Consider the following 19681-nt stretch of genomic DNA (forward strand, 5'->3'; position numbering starts at 1 on the left):
GGCCCGGTGCGGCCGGGCCGTCAATCGGCGAACAGGTAGTCCAGCCTCAGAATGGATTGCGCGGTTTCTTCTGGCACCCCCAGAAAATTCGAGATCGCGGCGATGTTTTCCGCCGGATCTCCGGTTTCGCGCAGCCGGTGGAATCGGTCCAGCCCGGCGCTGCGCAATTGTTCGGATTCATAGGCCAGATCGCTGCGGATCGTGGGCAGCAGATGCTGGACCGTGGCGGCTGGTGAGTTCTGCCCGGCCAGCCCGACCCGGTGGGCATGCCCCACGAGGTAGTCGTCGGAATAGGTGCATTGCACCTCCAGAACGTGGGTGCGGGCACGGTCCGAACAGAAATCCTGCACGATGTCCAGGCTGGCCGGGTCCAGGCAGATGACCAGCTTGTCGGTGTCGAAATGATCGAACAGCAGCCGCATCACCGCGCGGCGATGGCGTGACCGCTTGACCAGCGTCGTCTCGATCCCGCCCAGATCGGGCAGGGGGGCGGCTTCTTCGTTGAACAGGTATTCGATGCAGGGCAGGTTGGTTTCAGAGGCGATCTGGTCGATCAGCCGTTTGGCCACGTGCCATTTCTTGCACACTACAAGATACAGGTCGCGATCGGGGCCGATCGTGTTGGCGACCTCCCAGAAGCGGGGGGCGAAACGGCGGCCCACACGGCCGCGGCCCGTCAGGAAACCATGCAGGTTGCGGCCCTCGTTCGAGATCTGGAACGCGACCCCTTCGCTGGCATAGAGCGCCCCCAACTTCTGTTTCAGCTGATGTGCCTCGGGGCTGATCTTGCGCGCGAACAGGTAATCCTGGCTCAGCAGCATGTCGTAGTGATCGTTGTAGAAGGTCACCGGCATGCCGTAGTCGGAAAACATCAGGAACGTGAGTGTGCGGTTCTCGATCTCCGAGCGCGGGATCAGGTGCCGCACGAGGGTCTGAAAGAAGGTCTCGTCCGGAATCCAGGTCGTCGCGAAGAACCGGACCACGTCCCGGCGCTGGCGCAGAAACGCGAGGATCGCCTCGATCGTGCGGCGGCGCAGGCACCACCACTGGCTGCCGATCATGATCTGGAGATCCTCCGGGATCTCGCGAGTCAGCCCCAGGCGCTTCTGGACCTCGTAGGCGGCATAGAACAGTTTGCTCTGGGTGCGTTCGTTGAAATAGTGGCGATAGATCAGCCGGTCTTCCTTCATGCCGGTCTTGATCCAGTCGCTGGCGAAGAAATCGTGGCTTTCGATGAAGTCCTTGTCGTTTTCATCCAGAAAGCGATGGGCGTATTCCGCAGTCTTGATCGCCATGCAGTCGCCCGACAGCATGTAGAAATGGGTGGCGCGGGGAAAGGCCTCGACCGCGGCCTCCACCGCACGCAGAGAAGCCTGCACCAACGACCATTCGCCCCAGCCGCATTTGATCCGCTTTTTCGCGAAAGCGACGTTGGGGCTGTTCTTCAATGCGTCCCGGATGCGGCTGAAATCGGCCGCCGAGGCGCTGGCGTCGAAATGAATCGCGATGTAGTCGCCGACCGCTGTCAGGCGTTGGGCCTGCGCGATGATCGCGTCGGGGTCTTTGTGACACAGCAGAACATAGGCGATTCTGGCCATTGGCGTCGTTGTTTTCCGTTACTGCCCGGTTCCGACCGTGATACTGAGGATGAACGATTGAATAAACAGTATATTTTTGCTTGTCTGGCGCCAAAAGCTGGCTCATCACCCTGAGACTCGGCTGGCAGAGGAGGCATGGCAGATGGGATTTCCCGGCACATGGATGACCGAGAGCGAAAGCATGGTCTATCGCGTGGTGCCCAAATGCGCCTGCTCGACCATCGGGCAGATCATGTATTACTCCGATCATGGCCGGTTCTTTGATGGCGATATCCACGACGCCAAAGACGGGATGCACAAATGGGCGTTTGACCACAGCCAGGATGTGATCTCGGCCAATGTGCGCGGGCACAAGTCCTTCGCCTTCACCTGCGTGCGCAACCCCTATACGCGGATCCTCAGTTCGTTCTTCGACAAGATCTGCGGCATTCAGCGCAACGGGAAACGGTACCGGGGCAATCTGGTGCCGACGCTGATCTACAATTACGGGATCGAGGTCGGGGGCGAAGACGGCAAGGGCGAATTCGACCAGATCGCCAGCTTCCGCCGGTTTCTTCTGTTTGCCCGCGACACGATCCGTTGGCGCCGGCCGATGGACCCGGACATCCACTGGTCGGCCATGTCGGGGCATGTCTCGACCTTCATCGTGAATGGCGGGCGCTATGACCGGATATTCTGGACCGAGAAGTTCAACGAGGGCATGCAGGGCGTGCTGGATCAGATCGAAACGCCCCACCCTGTGACTCTGTCCGAAATCCCGCGCTTCAACGAGTCCGAAGGCCACGGCCCCAAACGCGCGCATCCGGTCGAGGACTATTTCGACGACCTGTCGATGCATCTGGTCTACGAGATCTACAAGCAGGATTTTGAACTGTTCAAATACGATTTCGAAAATCCGGCCAACAAGATGCCGACGGGTGAAATCGATCTGGATGAGATTCACGCCAAGCTGGGTGATTGATCCCATAGGCAGGGGTGCTCCCACCCATCCTCGATGTCTCTGGCGAGACACCTCCTCTGGTTGGGCCGGGCGCCGCGCACAGCGCGGCGCCCGGCCCAAGGCTGACGGAGGCAGCGGCGCAGCCGATGGGTCCTGTCAGACGCGGGAGCCCTTTGGATTCAGGCAACGGACCGGCCCGCATGACGCGGGCCGTCAGCGTTCAGACCTGACGCACCGCGCCTTTTGCGGCGCTGGTGGCCAGCTTCGCATAGGCTTTCAACGCCGTGGACACCTTGCGTTTGCGCGGCTGGGCCGGCTCCCAGCCTTTCGCGTCCTGCGCCTTGCGGCGTTCGGCCAGTTCCTCGTCGGATACGGCCAGGTGGATCGAGCGGTTGGGGATGTCGATCTCGATCGTGTCCCCGTTCTGCACCAGACCGATCTCGCCGCCTTCGGCCGCCTCGGGCGAGACGTGGCCGATCGACAGGCCCGAGGTGCCGCCCGAGAACCGCCCGTCGGTCAGCAGCGCACAGGCTTTGCCCAGGCCCTTGGATTTCAGGTACGAGGTCGGGTACAGCATCTCCTGCATGCCCGGCCCGCCGCGGGGGCCTTCATACCGGATCACGACCACGTCGCCTTCCTTGACCTTGCCGGTCAGGATGTCGTTCACCGCCTGGTCCTGGCTTTCGCAGACATAGGCGGTGCCGGTGAATTTCAGGATGTTCTCATCCACACCTGCGGTCTTCACGATGCAGCCGTCGCGCGCGATGTTGCCGAACAGAACGGCCAGACCGCCATCCTGGCTGAACGCATGTTCCTTGGACCGAATCACGCCGTTTGCCCGGTCTGTGTCCAGTTCCTTGTAGCGGTTCGACTGGCTGAAGGCCTGTGTCGTGCGCACACCGCCCGGCGCGGCCTTGAACAACTCCTGCGCCTTGGGGTTGTTGGTCACCTTAATGTCCCAGTTGGCGATCGCCTCGGCCATTGTGGCCGAATGCACCGTGCAGCAGTCGTCATGCAGCAGACCAGCGCGGCTCAGCTCACCCAGGATCGAGAAGATGCCGCCCGCGCGGTGCACGTCCTCCATGTGGACGTTCTCGGTATTGGGCGCGACCTTGCACAGGCAGGGAACCTTGCGGCTGAGACGGTCCATGTCGGACATGGTGAAATCCACCCCGCCCTCATGCGCGATGGCCAGCAGGTGCAGCACCGTGTTGGTCGAGCCGCCCATGGCGATGTCCAGGCTCATGGCGTTTTCGAAGGCCTCGAAGGTCGCAATCTCGCGCGGGAGGAAGCCTTTTTCGTTCAGCTCATAGTGGCGCTTGGTGATCTCGACGATGCGACGCCCTGCTTCCAGGAACAGCTCCTTGCGGTCGGAATGGGTGGCCAGGGTCGAGCCATTGCCCGGCAGCGCCAGACCCAGCGCCTCGGCCAGGCAGTTCATCGAATTCGCCGTGAACATGCCCGAGCACGACCCACAAGTGGGGCAGGCGTTTTCTTCGATATGTTTGACCTGCTCGTCGGTGTATTTGTCATCGGCGGCGGCGACCATGGCATCGACCAGGTCGATCTTCTTCACATCCAGATCAGCAATGTCGATCTTGCCGGCCTCCATCGGGCCGCCCGAGACAAAGATGGCCGGAATGTTCAGTCGCATCGCCGCCATCAGCATGCCCGGGGTGATCTTGTCGCAGTTCGAGATGCAGACCATCGCATCGGCGCAATGCGCGTTGACCATGTATTCGACGCTGTCGGCGATGATCTCGCGCGAGGGCAGCGAATACAGCATCCCGTCATGGCCCATGGCGATGCCGTCATCGACGGCGATGGTGTTGAACTCTTTGGCTACACCGCCGGCGGCCTCGACCTCGCGGGCGACCATCTGACCCAGATCCTTGAGGTGGACATGCCCCGGCACGAATTGCGTGAACGAGTTGACGATGGCGATGATCGGCTTGCCGAAATCGTCGTCTCCCATCCCGGTGGCGCGCCACAGGCCGCGGGCACCGGCCATGTTGCGGCCATGGGTCGAAGTTCTGGATCGGTACATTGGCATGATGCTGTTTCCCTTTTGCCCGGTTGCAAAACCAGGGTTGCGTGCGTTATAGCGCACGTAGCACATGTGCGTTATAACGCACAAGGTAAATCGCGGGACGTGGCCATGGAATCGGACGACATCACCCTGAAACTCAGAGACGTCCGGGCGGCATCGGGGCTGAGCCTGGCCAAAGCGGCCGAATTGACCGGGGTCAGCAAGGCCATGCTGGGCCAGATCGAACGCGGAGAATCAAGCCCCACCATCGCGACGCTGTGGAAGATCGCCAAGGGGTTCCAGATGCCGCTGAGCGCGCTGATCGGCACCAGCGCCCTGCGCGACCCGGCGGATGCGGCCCGGTTCCGCACCGTGACCTTTCCGGGCAGTCTGAAGGTCAAGATCGTCTTTCCCTTTGACCCGGTTCTGGGGGCCGAGACCTTTCACGTCGAACTGGACCGCAACCAATGCCACGAATCCCCCGCCCATGCCGCCGGCGTAACCGAGGAAGTCTTTGTACTGAGCGGCGCGCTCGAGGTGCTGCGGAACCGCGAATGGGTGCCGCTGAGCGCGGGCCAGGGGCTGCGCTTTCCGGCCGACCTGCCGCATGGCTATCGCGCCGGGCCCGAGGGCGCGGCGTTTCTGAACATGCATCACTACGGACATCGGCCCGCGACCGCTGCGGCCGGTTGATACGGCAGAAAGGGACAACCTGATGGCGGAATTCCTGAACGGCCTGACGCTGGCCGATGGCATCGGGTCCTTCGGGGCGCTGATCGTGGTTGCGGCCTATTTCGCCACCCAGATGCGGATGATGAATTCCGACGATCTGGCCTTTCCGGTGGTCAACCTGGTGGGGTCGGTTCTGATCGTCTATTCGCTGCTGCAGAACTTCAACCTGGCCTCGATGCTGATCGAAAGTTTCTGGATCGCCATCAGCGTGATCGGCATCATCCAGCATTTCCGCCTGCGACGGGTGCGATAGGGCCGCAGGGACCCGATCCAGCCTTGAACCCGCACCCTTGCGCGTATAGGGAAATCCTTGCGCGTATAGGGGAGGCTTTGATGCTGGACGATCCAAAAACCCTTGTTTCCACCGAATGGCTGGCCGCCCACCTAAAGGACCCGGATCTGCGGATCCTCGACGCCTCGTGGTACCTGCCGCAGCAAGGGCGCGACGCCCGGGCCGAGTACGAGGCCGGACATATTCCCGGCGCACGGTTCTTTGACATCGACGAGATTTCGGACCACCGCTCGGACCTGCCGCACATGGCCCCTCCGGTCGAGAAATTCATGTCGCGCCTGCGGGCCATGGGCGTGGGCGACGGCCATCAGGTTGTGGTCTATGACGGCGCTGGACTGTTTTCGGCGGCGCGGGTCTGGTGGCTGTTCCGCCTGATGGGGCAAGAGAACATCGCGGTTCTGGACGGTGGCCTGCCCAAATGGGTCGCCGAAGGGCGCGAGATCGAGGATCTGCCCCCCGTCATCCGTGACCGCCACATGACCGTGCGTGTGCAGAACCACCTGGTCCGCGACGTGACCCAGGTATCGGCCGCCGCCAAGCTGGCCGATCACGAAATCATCGACGCCCGCGCGGCCGACCGTTTCGCCGGAACCCAGCCCGAACCGCGCGAAGGTTTGCGGGCAGGGCACATCCCCGGCTCGCGCAACGTGCCCTTCGGACAGTTGCTGAACCCCGATGGCACCATGAAATCGCCCGAGGACTGCCGCGCGGTGTTCGAAGCCGCAGGCGTCGATCTGTCGAAACCTGCGATCACCACCTGCGGGTCGGGCGTGACCGCCGCGATCCTCAGCCTTGCGCTCGAGCGCATGGGCAAGAAAGACCATGCACTTTATGACGGCAGCTGGGCCGAATGGGGCGCCTTCCCGACCCTGCCCGTCGCAACCGGAGACTCCTGATGTTCGAGAACCTCAAGCCGCAGCCAGCCGACAAGATCCTGGCGCTGATGCAGATGTATCGCGATGATCCGCGCGAGCAGAAGATCGACCTGGGCGTCGGCGTCTACAAGAATGCCGAGGGCGTGACGCCCGTCATGCGCGCGGTCAAGGCCGCCGAGCATCGCATCTGGGAAGAACAGCAGACCAAGGCCTATACCGGGCTGGCCGGTGACCCGGCCTATGCCGATGCGATGATCGCGCTGATACTGGGCACCAGCGTGCCGCGCGCCAATATTGCCGCCGTGGCCACACCGGGCGGCACCGGTGCCTGCCGTCAGGTGTTCGAACTGATCCGCATGGCCAACCCCTCGGCCCGGGTGTTCGTGTCGAACCCGACCTGGCCCAATCACATCTCGATCCTGAACTATCTGGGCATCGAAACCGTCGCCTATCGCTATTTCGACGAGGAAACCCGCGGCGTCGATTTCGACGGCATGATCGAGGACCTCAAGACTGCCAAGGCGGGCGACGTGGTGCTGTTGCATGGTTGCTGTCACAACCCGACCGGCGCCAACCTGAACATGGTGCAGTGGCAAGAGGTGGTGAACCTGATCAACGTCCGCGGCTTGGTGGCGATGATCGACATCGCCTATCAGGGCTTTGGCGACGGTCTGAACGAGGATGCGCAGGCGACCCGGCTGGTCGCTTCTTCGGTCAAGGAATGCCTGATCGCGGCGTCTTGCTCGAAGAATTTCGGTGTCTACCGCGAGCGCACCGGCCTGCTGATGGCTGTCAGCGCCGATGCGGGCCAGACCGCGCTGAACCAGGGCACGCTGGCGTTTCTGAACCGCCAGAACTATTCGTTCCCGCCGGATCACGGCGCGCGCGTGGTGACCACGATCTTGATGGATGAGGGCCTGCGCGCTGATTGGATGGCCGAACTGGAAGAGGTGCGCCTGTCGATGCTGGGCCTGCGCCGCCAACTGGCGGATGAGCTGCAGCGGCTGAGCGGATCGGACCGGTTCGGCTTCCTGGCCCAGCATCGCGGCATGTTCTCTCGCCTTGGCGCCGCGCCCGAACTGGTCGAGAAGCTGCGGGTCGAACACGGCATCTACATGGTCGGCGACAGCCGCATGAACATCGCCGGGTTGAATGAGGCCACCGTGCCGATCCTCGCCAAGGCCATCATCGACGTCGGCGTCTGAGCTCAGACATTTCCCAAAAAAGAAACCCGGGCACGAATGCCCGGGTTTTTTGTTTGGTTTGAAAAGGGCTCAGCCCTTCGAGAACTCGGGATAGGCTTCCATGCCCAGCTCGCCCATGTCGAGGCCGTTGATCTCTTCTTCCTCGCCGACCCGCAGGCCGACGGTGGCCTTGAGGATCGAGAACAGGATGAAGCTCACCACGAAGACAAAGATCCCGATGGCTGCAAAGCCGATGATCTGGGTTACGAAGGACGCGTCGCCATTGGTCCAGGCCACGATGAAGGTGCCCCAGAAGCCCGCGATCAGGTGAACCGGGATGGCGCCGACCACGTCGTCGATCTTCATCTTGTCCAGCAGCGGCACGGTGTAGACCACGATCACGCCACCGATGCCGCCGATGATCAGTGCCTGGAACAGCGACGGTGCCAGCGGTTCCGCGGTGATCGAGACCAACCCGGCCAGCGCGCCGTTCAACACCATGGTCAGGTCGACCTTGCCATACATCACCTGGGTCAGGATCAGGGCAGCGACGGCGCCGGCGGCAGCGGCCATGTTGGTGTTGGCGAAGATGCGGCTGATGTCAGCCATGTCGCCGATCGTGCCCATGGCCAGCTGCGAGCCGCCATTGAAGCCGAACCAACCAAGCCACAGGATGAACGTACCCAGGGTGGCAAGCGCCAGGTTCGAGCCGGGGATCGGAACGACCTTTCCGTCCTTGCTGTACTTGCCGATCCGGGGGCCCAGCACGATCGCACCGGCCAGTGCGGCAAAGCCACCTGCGGCATGCACAAGGGTCGAGCCTGCGAAATCGCTGAAGCCCATTTCGGACAGCCAGCCGCCGCCCCACTGCCACGAGGCTTCGATCGGGTAGATGACACCGGTCAGGACGATCACGAAGATGAAGAAGGGCCACAGCTTGACCCGCTCGGCCATGGTGCCCGACACGATCGAGGCGGTAGTGGCGCAGAACATCAGCTGGAAGAAGAAGTCCGAACCGACCGACGCATAGGACAGATCGGTTTCGACGCCTTCAAGGCCGACCGGTTCCAACGAGGTGGGCGAGAAGGCACCCAGAATGCCGGTGATGGTCCAGCCGTCGCCCGGATACATCAGGTTGAAGCCGACCAGCCAGTACATGATGGCTGCAAAGGAAAACAGGCCGATATTCTTGACCAGCTGCATGGCCACGTTCTTGGAGCGCACCAGACCGGCCTCGAGCATGGCAAAGCCCGCGGCCATCCAGAACACCAGGAAGCCGCCCATCAGGAACAGCAGCGAAGTCAGGATATATTGCGTATGCTGCGCGGTTTCGCCGGTTGCGGCGGTCTCCTGCGCCAGGCCCATCTGCGGCAGCGCGACGATCGCGGCGGCAGGGATGAGTGATTTCATCAGGTTCATGTTCAGTCCTCGAATGATTGTCGGTAGCGGCGCTCAGAGCGCCTCTTCGTTGAGTTCCCCGGTCCGCACGCGCAGGGCCTGCTCGACATCGAGGACAAAAATCTTGCCGTCGCCGATCTTGCCGGTCTTGGCGGTTCTGGTGATGGTCTCGACGATCTGGTCTGTCATCGCGGCGGGCACCACGATTTCCAGCTTGATCTTGGGCACGAAGTTCACCGCGTATTCGGCACCCCGATAGATTTCGGTGTGACCGGATTGCGAGCCGAAGCCCTTGATCTCAGTCACCATCATGCCGCGCACGCCCGCCTCGGTCAGTGCCTCGCGCACCTCCTCGAGCTTGAACGGCTTGATTGTCGCAATGATCAGTTTCACGTCTTTCCCCTCTTCTGTTCCGGTGGGTCCGGCTTTGCACCTGCAGAAAAAGAGCCCGACATGGCCGCTCAAGGAACGATTTCGGCAAAAAGACGCTGGGGAAGAGGGTCAAAGTTGCACATTTTTTGCACAAAATATGTGAAGTGATCAAAAAACAGGCAAATGTGAGAGGGGAATTGCTGCTATTTCACACCTCTACATGGGCGCGACAGCACGGTATGGTGCCACAAAAGCAAAAACGGGCAGAGTTTGAGCATGACTGAGTCCAAGCGTCGAAAACCGCTGGTGGCGGACAAACGGTATCCGTCCGGAGGCCGCAAGACGGCGTCTACCAAGCGGTCGGCGAAACCGGCGGGCAAGAAGGCGACGGCGCGCAAGACCACAACGCGCAAAACCCGGCGCAAGCGTTCGGGTGGCGGGCAGGGCGGTTTCTTTCGCCGGCTGCTCCGATGGATCGGACGGCTGATCTGGGGCCTGACCTGGCGCGTGGGGGCGGTGGTGGCGCTGTTGATTGCGCTGGCGGTCGGCGTCGTCTACAGCACGTTGCCCGAGGTCGATGCCCTGCTGGACGGGCGCGCGCGTGGGTCGGTCACCCTGCTGGACCGCGACGGCAAGGTCTTCGCTTGGCGCGGTGATCAGTTCGGCGGCGTCATCACCGCCGATACCGTGTCACCCCATCTGAAGAACGCGGTCATCGCCACCGAGGACAAGCGGTTCTATCGTCACTTCGGCATCAGCCCGCGCGGCATCGCCAGCGCGGTTAGGATCAACCTGTCGGAAGGGCGCGGGCCGCTGTCGGGGCATGGTGGGTCCACCATCACCCAGCAAACGGCCAAGCTGCTGTGTCTGGGTGTCCCGTATGATCCGAGCCAGTGGGAGTCGGAAGCGGCGTATGAGGCTGACTGCCGCCAGGGGTCGCTGTGGCGCAAGGCTAAGGAAGCGATCTACGCGATGGCGATGGAAGCCAAGTATTCCAAGGACGAGATCCTGACCATCTATCTGAACCGGGCATTTCTGGGGGCCGGCGCACGCGGGTTCGAGGCGGCCAGCCAGCGCTATTTTGGCAAGTCCGCGGCCGAGGTCGACGCGGCCGAGGCGGCGATGCTGGCGGGGCTGTTGGTGGCGCCCACGCGCTATGCGCCCACCAACAACCTGCAGCGCTCGCAGGACCGGGCCAAGGTGGTGATCAGCCTGATGGAGGATCAGGGTTACCTGACCACGTCACAGGCAACTGCGGCGCGCAACAACCCGGCCGAGCTGTCCGAGGCCGCCGCCGCGCGCGCTGGCGGTTATTTTGCCGACTGGGTCATGGCCAGCGGCCCCGAGTTCTTTACCCGCAACACCACCGAGGACGTGGTGATCAAGACCACGCTGGACCAGCGGATCCAGCAGGCGGCCGAGGCGGCGCTGAAACAGGTGTTCGACGAAAAGGTCAGCGAAGGGTCGAAGGCGCAGGCCGCGATCGTGGTGATGTCGGCCGATGGTGCTGTCCGGGCCATGGTGGGCGGGCGCAAGACCAAGGTGTCGGGCGCGTTCAACCGCGCGACGCAGGCGCTGCGCCAGACCGGGTCCTCGTTCAAACCCTTCGTCTATGCCACCGCGCTGGAGCTTGGCTACTCACCGCTGGCCACGGTGGTGGACGAGCCCTATTGCATCGACATCCCGGGGTCCGGCCAGTGGTGCCCCAAGAACTATACCAACAAGTTCTACGGTCGTGTTACGCTGGCGGATGCGCTCAAGAACTCGCTGAACATTCCGGCCGTCAAGGTGGCCGAGGTGGCCGGGCTGGACAATGTGCGCACGGTGGCCAGCGGCTTCGGCATCCAAAGCGATCTGGCGGCGGGTCCTGCGCTGGCGCTGGGCGCGTCGGAAAGCACGCTGATCGAGATGACCGGCGCCTATGCGGGTATCCTGAACGGGGGCTCGGCGGTGGAACCCTATGGCCTGACCGAGCTGAAGCTGCTGGGCGATGACACGCCGGTGATGGTGACGACGACCGGGATCGGCGAACGGGTGATCCGCGACGAGGCCGCCAAACAGCTGATCTGGATGATGGAGCGAGTGGTGTCCGAAGGCACCGGTCAGCGGGCCAAGCTGCCCGGATGGCAGGTGGCGGGCAAAACGGGTACGACCCAGGCCGCGCGGGATGCGTGGTTCATCGGCTTCACTGCCGATTATGTGGCCGGCGTCTGGATGGGCTATGACGACAATACGCCCCTGAAAGGCGTCACCGGCGGCGGACTGCCGGCCGAAATCTGGCGGGAAACCATGCTGCGCGTGACCGAGGGCATGACCCCCACGCCCCTGCCGATGCTGGCGCCGGCGGCTCCGGTTCAGACCACGCAGCAATCCCAGCCCCGCCGCAGACAGCAGGGCAGTTTCGCGCGGGCGGTCGACAATCTGTTGAAGGATATCTTCGGGGGCAACTAGGCCGCGGATGATCGGACGGGCGGCGCGCGGCGCCGCCCGGATCGAAGCTCAGAGGCTGGCGTCCAGCGCGGCGACGATCGCGTCGCCCATCTCGGTGGTCGACACCGGCTGCACGCCTTCTTCGGCCAGCAGATCGGCGGTACGGACACCATCGGCCAGCACCTTCTCGATGGCGGCTTCCAGACGGTCGGCCTCGGCCCCTTGGTCGAAGGAATAGCGCAGCGCCATCGCAAAGCTCAGGATGCAGGCGATCGGGTTGGCCTTGCCCTGCCCAGCAATGTCGGGGGCCGAGCCGTGGACGGGTTCATACAGCGCCTTGGGCCGGCCGTTGGCCATGGGCGCCCCCAGCGAGGCCGAAGGCAGCATGCCCAGCGACCCGGTCAGCATCGCCGCGCAGTCCGACAGGATGTCGCCGAACAGGTTGTCGGTCAGGATCACGTCGAACTGCTTGGGCGCGCGCACCAGCTGCATGGCGCCGTTGTCGGCATACATGTGGCTCAGCTCGACCTCGGGGTAATCCTTGCCCACGCGGGTCACCACCTCGCGCCACAGGATGCCCGATTCCATCACGTTGGCCTTTTCCATCGAGCACAGCTTCTTGTTGCGGCGCATCGCCAGCTCAAAAGCCGAACGCGCGACCCGCTCGATCTCGGATTCGGTGTAGCGCTGGGTGTTGATGCCCACGCGTTCATTGCCTTCCTCGAAGATGCCGCGCGGCTCGCCGAAATAGACGCCCGAGGTCAACTCGCGCACGATCATGATGTCGAGGCCGGCGACCACGTCCTTTTTCAGCGACGAGAAATCGGCCAGCGCGTCAAAGCACTGGGCCGGGCGCAGGTTCGAGTACAGGTCCATCTCCTTGCGCAGGCGCAGCAGGCCGCGCTCGGGCTTCACGCTGAAATCCAGATCGTCGTATTTCGGGCCGCCTACGGCGCCCAGCAGAACCGCGTCGACCTCTTGCGCCTTGGCCATCGTCTCATCCGCCAGAGGAACGCCGTGCTTGTCATAGGCAGCACCGCCGACCAGATCCTCGCTCACGTCGAATTTCAGATCGCGCCTGGCGCCGAACCAGTCGATGATCTTGCGCACTTCGGTCATCACTTCGGGGCCGATTCCGTCTCCGGGCAGGATGAGGAGCGAGGGGTTGGACATGAGCGGTCTCCTTGCGTTTTTCAGAACCGGGCCTAGCGTTTGCGGGGCATATGGTCAATGAGGCGTTCCGACCGTTTTGCCCGGGTATCACGCGTCATGCGGGCGCAGGTCGGCAAGGGTGGGCGGCACGTCAGTCGGTACCGGCCTGCCGGTCCTGCGCGCCCGATCCGGTCAGGTCGACCCAGACCAGCCGGTGCCGGCTTGCCGCTCGGGCCGCGGGATGGGGCTGACCGTCCGCTCCGGTCCAGAACACGCCGGCATCTTCGACCACCCAATCCGCCGATGGCAGCACATAGTCGACGCGGCGGTCGCCGACGGTTTTCCAGGTGACGGTCGTGTCTGCGCCGGTTGCATCTGTCGGTCGCGGATCCTGAACCAACGGGTTGGTCAGCAGGGCACGCAGGGCCTCGGTGTGGCCTTCTCTGCGCTCGGGGTCCAGATTGGCATCTCCGGCGATTACGAAGCGGCGGGTCGGCGCCGGCCCCAGATCGCCCCGCAGAAGAACGGACCAGAACCGGATTTCATCGCGGTTGCGCAGGCCGTTGCGGTCCTCGGGGCCGTCAAAGACAGGCGGGGTGGCGTGGAAGGTCATGAGGGTCAACCGGCCCTGCGGCGTATCGATCGGAACGACCCAATGCGCGGTCGAGGAGAGCCGTTGGACCGACTGCGCCTGCTGCGAGGGAAACGGGGCGCCGTCCCGGCTGGGAAGCGTTGCGTCCGGCAGATCCTTCCACAGCAGGGCCGAGTAGTCTGCGATCTGACTTTCGATGATCGGATACCGGGACAGGACGGCAATTCCCCCATTGCCGGTGAAACGCCCCCAGCCCTGCGCGTCGCCCGGCCCGCCAAGCCTGCTGTCTCCGTCCAGGTCGAGGTTGGACATCAGCCCCGAATTGGGCTGACGGGCGAACCGATAGGGATAATCCAGACCCGCAGCCGCCAGCAGATCGGTCAGCGCCGACAGAGCCAGGTTGTCATGGTCCCAGTCCACCCCCTGCAGGGCGACGATATCCGGCGCCGTGGCTAGCAAAACATCGACGACGGCGCGGACCTGCGGTGTCTCCTTGCGGATGTCTCGCAGCATCAACCCCGGCCCATCGCGCTGCAACTCGGTGTTGAAGCTGGCCACGCGCAGGGGGTCGGCCTGGGCCGCAAAAGGCAGCAGCGCCAGAACCAGAATGCGGATCATGCGGTCTGGGTGGCCTCGGAGGTGGAATAGGCGCGCCGCTTTTCGACGATCAGCCCGGCGATTCGCAGCGTGGCGATGCCGCGCATAATTATGCTGGCGGGCAGGAAGGCCCAAGCGCTCATGGTCCAGATCAGGGTCTGCGGATTCGCTAGCGTCAGCGGATCGATGACATTGGTCAGCAGCTTGATCAGCGCAGGGATAAGGAACGGCAGCAGGATGCCGATCGAAATGTTCAGGCGCCCGTCGCGCTGCAGGCGGGTCACCACGTCTCCGCCCTTGGTCGGGTCGAACAGGGGCAGATTGGTCCAGACGTTGAAGGCCCCGTTCCCCGTGGGCCATCCCCGGACCTTGACCGCATAGACGAAGCTGGCGATCGTCACCAGCGCCGCGACATAGGCGACGCTTGCGGTGATGCGGACCAGTTCGGTCAGCGTTGCGCTGGCCTCGGCCGGCAGCATCAGGACCACCAGGCGGACCGGTGAATAGGGGAAGTCGACGACATTGGCCACGGCCAGGCCCACGGAATAGGCAGCGCTGGTCAGATCCGTTGGCGTGTAGACGTTCTTGCAGATCAGGGTCAGGACCGACACCATCGACATCAGCCCGACGAACCTCAGCCGGTTGACGGGCGGCGCGTCGCGGAACTCGATGAAACTGGGGAAGGCCGAGTTGTATTCGGCAAAGGTCAGGATGAATGCCAAGATGGCGACAAAGACGACAACTTCGGTACCGTTGGTGGCCGAGACCGGCAGATACAGCGCGGGGGTCAGCACCAGAAGCGCTACTAAAATCCCACGAACTGCCGCCCCTGTTGTGCGTGCAATCACTATCCGAACCCTTTCCAAACCGGACCCGTCGTTTCTTTGCCGACTCAATTCCAACTTGTGCCCGCCCATTCCCAAGTGGCGGATGCCGATTGGCGCCATCATCAGCGACAAGCGGCATTTTGCTCAAGCCGATGGGCAGGAAACAGGTGATTTCAGGCAAAATGATGGCGAAACTGGTGCGGCTTTGCATCAATTGCGCCGCAGAATCGTCGCTGGTTCGTCGGGTGTGACTACATGTTGTGGTTGCTTGGCCGTCAACCCCTAAGACGCGAACGGGGCCGCCGTGGCGACCCCGTCTGGTTGAGTATCGGCAGATTCGCCGCCCGCGTCACGTCCAGGGGCGGGCCTGGCTGACCTGGGATTCAAACTGGTCGATGTGGTGCGCCTTCTCCATCGTCAGGCCGATATCGTCCAAGCCGTTCAGCAGGCAGTGCTTGCGGTGCGGGTCGATGTCGAAGGTGATCTCGACCCCGTCCGAGGTGACGATCTTCTGCTCTTCGAGGTCCACGGTCATGCGGGCGTTTTCGCCCTTGTGGGCATCTTCCATCAGGATGGCATGATGCTCGTCCTCGACCACGATCGGCAAGATGCCGTTCTTGAAGCAGTTGTTAAAGAAGATGTCGGCGAAGCTGGTCGAGATGATGACCTTGATGCCGAAATCCTTGATCGCCCAAGGCGCGTGTTCGCGCGACGAGCCGCAGCCGAAATTGTCGCCGGCCACCAGGATCTCGGCGTTGCGATAGGCGGGTTTGTTCAGAACGAACTCTTCGTTCTCTCGCCCGTCATCGTGATAGCGCATCTCGTCGAACAGCACGACGCCTAGGCCCGAACGTTTGATCGTTTTCAGGTGCACTTTGGGGATGATCATATCGGTGTCGATATTGATCAGGGGCATGGGGGCGGCCACGCCGTGGACTTTTTCAAACTTTTCCATGTTCACACTCCTGCGGGAGAGGCCCGGCCCCATGCCCCGCGTTTCAAGCTTGTTTCGCTTCCGTCGTTTCGTTGCCGGCGTTCTTGACGAAGAACGCCATGAAGATCAGGCCGAACCCGTTGAACAGCATCTCGATGCCCAAAAGGATTCCCAGCAGGCTGAGCGCCAGTCCGACCGAGGCATTGGCCATGATGTAGGCGGCCAGCGCCAGGGACAGCAGGCCGGAAATGAGCGTGGGCCAGAAATACTGCGTGCCGCGCATCTGGAACGACAGGATGATCCGGGCGAGACCGCCGGCGATGAACAGGATCATCACCACCGTGGCCAGCGTCAGCACGCCCTGCAGCGGATGGGCCAGAAAGGACCAGCCCAGAAATAGCATCACGGCGCCCATGATGAAGGCCAGGATCTTGTTTCCGGTGCCTTCCACCGAGAACCCGCCCACGACCTGGAGCACGCCCGAGATCAGCAGCAGTGCGCCGGTGACCACGGTCACCGCCACCGATGCCACGATGGGCGCACCCAGAACGAAGATGCCGAACACAATCGACAGCAGCCCCATCAGGAGCCATTTGACCCAATCACTCATTTCATTCTCTCCCTCAAAAAATCAATGATGAGGGAAGCTTACATCAATTCGCGCACATCTGTCAGCTTTCCAGTGATTGCTGCGGCGGCAGCCATGGCCGGGCTGAGAAGATGGGTGCGTCCGCCGCGGCCTTGACGGCCTTCGAAGTTGCGGTTCGAGGTTGCGGCGCAACGCTCACCCGGGCTCAGCTGGTCGGGGTTCATCGCCAGGCACATCGAGCAGCCCGCAAGGCGCCATTCAAAGCCGGCCTGTTTGAAGATCTCGGCAATGCCTTCCTCTTCGGCCTGCGCGCGGACGAGGCCCGAGCCGGGTACGACCATGGCGCGGATGCCGTCCTTGATCTTCTTGCCTTTCAGGATCTCGGCGGCGGCGCGCAGGTCTTCGATCCGGCCGTTGGTGCAGGAACCGATGAAGACCGTGTCGATCTCGATGTCGCTCAGCTTCTGGCCCGGCTTAAGGCCCATGTATTCGATCGAACGGCGCGCGGCCTCGACCTTGCCGCCCTCGAAATCCTCGGGGTTGGGTACGGTGGCGGTAATCGGCAGAACGTCTTCGGGGCTGGTGCCCCAGGTGACCACGGGGGCGATGTCCTCGCCGCGAATGGTGACGACCTTGTCCCAATGGGCGTCGTCATCGGAATAGAGCGTCTTCCACCAGGCCAGAGCGGCCTCCCACTGCGCGCCCTTCGGGGCGTGCGGGCGGCCTTTGACGTATTCGAATGTCTTTTCGTCCGGCGCGATCAGGCCGGCCCGTGCGCCACCCTCGATGGCCATATTGCAGACGGTCATACGGCCTTCCATCGACAGGTCGCGGATCGCCTCGCCGCAATATTCGATCACATAACCGGTGCCGCCGGCGGTGCCGGTTTCGCCGATCACAGCCAGGGTGATGTCCTTGGCGGTCACGCCCGGCTGCAGTTTGCCGGTAATCTCGACCTTCATGTTCTTGGATTTCTTCTGGATCAGCGTCTGAGTGGCCAGAACATGCTCGACCTCGGAGGTGCCGATGCCGTGGGCCAGCGCGCCGAAAGCGCCGTGAGTGGCGGTGTGGCTGTCGCCGCAGACCACGGTCATGCCCGGCAGGGTCCAGCCCTGTTCGGGGCCCACGATGTGAACGATGCCCTGACGAATGTCATTCACCGGGTAGTAGTGAATGCCGAAATCGCGGGCGTTCTTGTCCAGCGCTTCGACCTGGATGCGCGATTCGGGGTTTTCGATCCCGTTCACGCGATCGGGTGTGGTGGGCACGTTATGGTCCGGCACGGCGATCGTTTTTTCCGGCGCACGCACCTTGCGGCCTGCCATGCGCAGTCCTTCGAACGCCTGAGGGCTGGTCACTTCGTGCACCAGGTGGCGGTCGATATAAAGAAGGCAGGTACCATCGTCGGCTTCGTGCACGACATGGGCATCCCAGATCTTGTCATAGAGTGTTTTGGGGGACATCGGTCCTCTCCCGTCTGTATTGAGAAATGCTGGCGAGTGGCTGGGCGCCGATTATAGGCGGGCCAGAACCGTGCGGGCGGCCCCGAAGAACCGTTCACGCAGGCGCGCGCGGTCTTGCAGGTTGGGAGCAGGGGCCTGATTGAATCTCATGCGATCCAGATATATCGCGAGCGCCTGTCAATCAAGGTTCAATCCAGTGGCCGCCAATTGCCTTGCATACCGGCGCATAGCTGGTCAATCTGGCAGGCAGGAGGCGCGATTGGACAACGACTTGATCCCCCGCTCGATTTCCGAGCTGTTCGATACAATGGTCGAGGCATTCCTGCTTCAGTTTGGAGCACTGATCGAGCTGATCGTGACCCCGGGATGGCGTCAGTATCAATTGTTGATCGTGCTGCTTCTGGTGGCCGCATCCTTTGTTCTGAAGGCCGCCACACTTGGTAGATGGGAAACATGGGCAAGGGCGCGAAGCGGCTGGCCCAAATGGCGGCTACGGACTCTGGTCCAGTTCATGCGGCGGCTGACATTGGTCTATTTCGTGCTTCTGTCCTGGAGCGTCTACCTGGTGATGCAGCAGGTCACATGGCCGTCGCGCAGCTATATCATCGGCGTTCTGGCAACGCTGGCAACCGCGTGGCTGGTCATTGCGCTGCTGTCGCATCTTGTACGCAACCGCACGATCCGGCGCATCTTTCGCTGGTCGATGTGGGTCTATGCTACGCTGGTGGCACTGAGCCTGACCGACGACGTGGCCGAGTTTCTGGACGGGGTCGCGATCACGATCGGAGAGATGCACATCTCGGTTCTCGGGATCCTCAAGGCAATCTTGCTGATTGGCACGTTGCTGGTTCTGGCCCGACTGGGCACCCGGGCGGCTGAACGGGGGCTGAAAAGCAACGACGACATCTCGCCCTCGATGCAGGTTCTGCTGGCCAAGGGCATCCAGGTGGCTCTCTACGGGCTGGTCTTTCTGGTCGGGATCCGCACGCTGGGCTTCGACCTGACCGGGATCGCGCTGCTGTCCGGCGCGGTGGGCGTGGGCATCGGTTTCGGCTTGCAGAAGGTGGTGTCGAACCTGATCTCGGGGATCATCATCCTGATGGACCGGTCGATCAAGCCGGGCGACGTGATCTCGCTGGGCGACACGTTCGGCTGGATCAACGCGCTGGGCGCTCGCTATGTCTCGGTCGTCACCCGCGACGGGCGCGAATACCTGATCCCGAACGAGGATCTGATTACCGGACAGGTGGTGAACTGGTCCCATTCCGACGAGTTCGTCCGGCTGGATCTGACCTTCGGCACCAGCTATGGCGACGATCCGCACACGGTGCGCGAGACCGCCGTGCGGACGGTGAAAACGGTCAAGCGCGTGCTGAGCGGCGGCAAGCACGAACCGGTCTGCCACATCACCGGATTCGGCGACAGCAGCGTCGACTACGTGTTGCGGTTCTGGATCCGCGACCCGACCGCCGGCCTGACCAACATCCGCGGCAATGTCTATCTGGCGCTGTGGGACGCGTTCAAGGCCGAGGGCATCTCGATCCCCTTCCCGCAGCGCGAGGTGCGCCTTCTGGGCCAGGGGCAGACCGGCGTGGTTGCGCAACAAATCGACACGGAGTGATCACGCCTGTGCGCACACGGCCCGCGATTCATTGAATTGTTGCAATCGGCTTGCTA

General features: G+C 62.8%; 18 protein-coding genes. 7 read left to right on the forward strand and 11 right to left on the reverse strand.

What is annotated here, in order from left to right:
• Positions 1-20 precede the first annotated feature (20 nt).
• Positions 21-1598: a DUF5928 domain-containing protein gene (locus AC2FMN_RS08620; protein ID WP_496687437.1), complete on the reverse strand. Its 1578-nt coding sequence runs from the start codon at positions 1596-1598 to the stop codon at positions 21-23.
• 142 nt (positions 1599-1740) lie between these two features.
• Between AC2FMN_RS08620 and AC2FMN_RS08625 the strand changes: the two genes are divergently transcribed.
• Positions 1741-2559 (forward strand): sulfotransferase family protein, encoded by an 819-nt coding sequence (locus AC2FMN_RS08625; RefSeq protein WP_496680551.1) that lies wholly within the window; start codon positions 1741-1743, stop codon positions 2557-2559.
• Between the two features lie 199 nt (positions 2560-2758).
• Here the strand turns inward: AC2FMN_RS08625 and ilvD are convergent, their stop codons facing one another.
• Positions 2759-4591 carry a dihydroxy-acid dehydratase gene (gene ilvD, locus AC2FMN_RS08630; protein WP_496687440.1) on the reverse strand — a complete coding sequence of 611 codons (1833 nt, stop codon included), beginning with the start codon at positions 4589-4591 and terminating at the stop codon, positions 2759-2761.
• A 105-nt stretch (positions 4592-4696) separates the two neighbouring features.
• On the opposite strand from ilvD, the gene AC2FMN_RS08635 reads away from it, so the two are divergent.
• The 4 genes from AC2FMN_RS08635 (at position 4697) to AC2FMN_RS08650 (ending at position 7671) form a co-directional block, all read left to right on the forward strand.
• Positions 4697-5260 (forward strand): helix-turn-helix domain-containing protein, encoded by a 564-nt coding sequence (locus AC2FMN_RS08635; protein ID WP_496687442.1) that lies wholly within the window; start codon positions 4697-4699, stop codon positions 5258-5260.
• A 22-nt stretch (positions 5261-5282) separates the two neighbouring features.
• Complete coding sequence (locus tag AC2FMN_RS08640) at positions 5283-5552, forward strand: CBU_0592 family membrane protein (RefSeq protein ID WP_496680547.1); 270 nt, start codon at positions 5283-5285, stop codon at positions 5550-5552.
• Positions 5553-5632: 80 nt separating this feature from the next.
• On the forward strand, positions 5633-6487 hold the full coding sequence (sseA, locus tag AC2FMN_RS08645; RefSeq protein WP_496680546.1) for a 3-mercaptopyruvate sulfurtransferase: 855 nt from the start codon (positions 5633-5635) through the stop codon (positions 6485-6487).
• A complete protein-coding gene (locus AC2FMN_RS08650; protein WP_496687445.1) occupies positions 6487-7671 on the forward strand; it encodes an amino acid aminotransferase in 1185 nt (394 codons plus the stop codon). The genes sseA and AC2FMN_RS08650 overlap by 1 nt, the downstream gene beginning before the upstream one ends.
• Before the next feature lie 69 nt (positions 7672-7740).
• Here AC2FMN_RS08650 and AC2FMN_RS08655 read toward each other — a convergent pair whose 3' ends face one another.
• Positions 7741-9069, reverse strand: coding sequence for an ammonium transporter (locus AC2FMN_RS08655; RefSeq protein WP_496687448.1), 1329 nt, complete (start codon positions 9067-9069; stop codon positions 7741-7743).
• Between the two features lie 33 nt (positions 9070-9102).
• Positions 9103-9441, reverse strand: coding sequence for a P-II family nitrogen regulator (locus tag AC2FMN_RS08660; RefSeq protein WP_496680542.1), 339 nt, complete (start codon positions 9439-9441; stop codon positions 9103-9105).
• 255 nt (positions 9442-9696) lie between these two features.
• Between AC2FMN_RS08660 and AC2FMN_RS08665 the strand changes: the two genes are divergently transcribed.
• Positions 9697-11871, forward strand: a complete 2175-nt coding sequence (locus tag AC2FMN_RS08665; RefSeq protein ID WP_496687450.1) for a transglycosylase domain-containing protein — start codon at positions 9697-9699, stop codon at positions 11869-11871.
• Positions 11872-11919: 48 nt separating this feature from the next.
• Here the strand turns inward: AC2FMN_RS08665 and leuB are convergent, their stop codons facing one another.
• From leuB to AC2FMN_RS08700, 7 genes are all read right to left on the reverse strand, one after another.
• Positions 11920-13023 (reverse strand): 3-isopropylmalate dehydrogenase, encoded by a 1104-nt coding sequence (gene leuB / locus AC2FMN_RS08670; protein WP_496680539.1) that lies wholly within the window; start codon positions 13021-13023, stop codon positions 11920-11922.
• A 130-nt stretch (positions 13024-13153) separates the two neighbouring features.
• Entirely contained in the window at positions 13154-14212 is a 1059-nt protein-coding gene (locus AC2FMN_RS08675) for an endonuclease/exonuclease/phosphatase family protein (RefSeq protein ID WP_496687453.1), read from the reverse strand.
• On the reverse strand, positions 14209-15039 hold the full coding sequence (locus tag AC2FMN_RS08680) for a hypothetical protein (RefSeq protein ID WP_496687455.1): 831 nt from the start codon (positions 15037-15039) through the stop codon (positions 14209-14211). The genes AC2FMN_RS08675 and AC2FMN_RS08680 overlap by 4 nt, the downstream gene beginning before the upstream one ends.
• A gap of 328 nt (positions 15040-15367) precedes the next feature.
• Positions 15368-15973 carry a 3-isopropylmalate dehydratase small subunit gene (leuD, locus tag AC2FMN_RS08685; protein ID WP_496680533.1) on the reverse strand — a complete coding sequence of 202 codons (606 nt, stop codon included), beginning with the start codon at positions 15971-15973 and terminating at the stop codon, positions 15368-15370.
• A gap of 43 nt (positions 15974-16016) precedes the next feature.
• Complete coding sequence (locus AC2FMN_RS08690; protein WP_496680532.1) at positions 16017-16562, reverse strand: HdeD family acid-resistance protein; 546 nt, start codon at positions 16560-16562, stop codon at positions 16017-16019.
• A 38-nt stretch (positions 16563-16600) separates the two neighbouring features.
• Positions 16601-18004, reverse strand: coding sequence for a 3-isopropylmalate dehydratase large subunit (gene leuC, locus AC2FMN_RS08695; RefSeq protein WP_496687458.1), 1404 nt, complete (start codon positions 18002-18004; stop codon positions 16601-16603).
• Positions 18005-18055: 51 nt separating this feature from the next.
• Entirely contained in the window at positions 18056-18154 is a 99-nt protein-coding gene (locus AC2FMN_RS08700) for an isopropylmalate isomerase (RefSeq protein WP_496687460.1), read from the reverse strand.
• A gap of 157 nt (positions 18155-18311) precedes the next feature.
• Between AC2FMN_RS08700 and AC2FMN_RS08705 the strand changes: the two genes are divergently transcribed.
• Positions 18312-19625 (forward strand): mechanosensitive ion channel family protein, encoded by a 1314-nt coding sequence (locus AC2FMN_RS08705; RefSeq protein WP_496687666.1) that lies wholly within the window; start codon positions 18312-18314, stop codon positions 19623-19625.
• Positions 19626-19681: the final 56 nt, after the last annotated feature.

The organism is Ruegeria sp. BHSC037 (genome assembly GCF_059613045.1).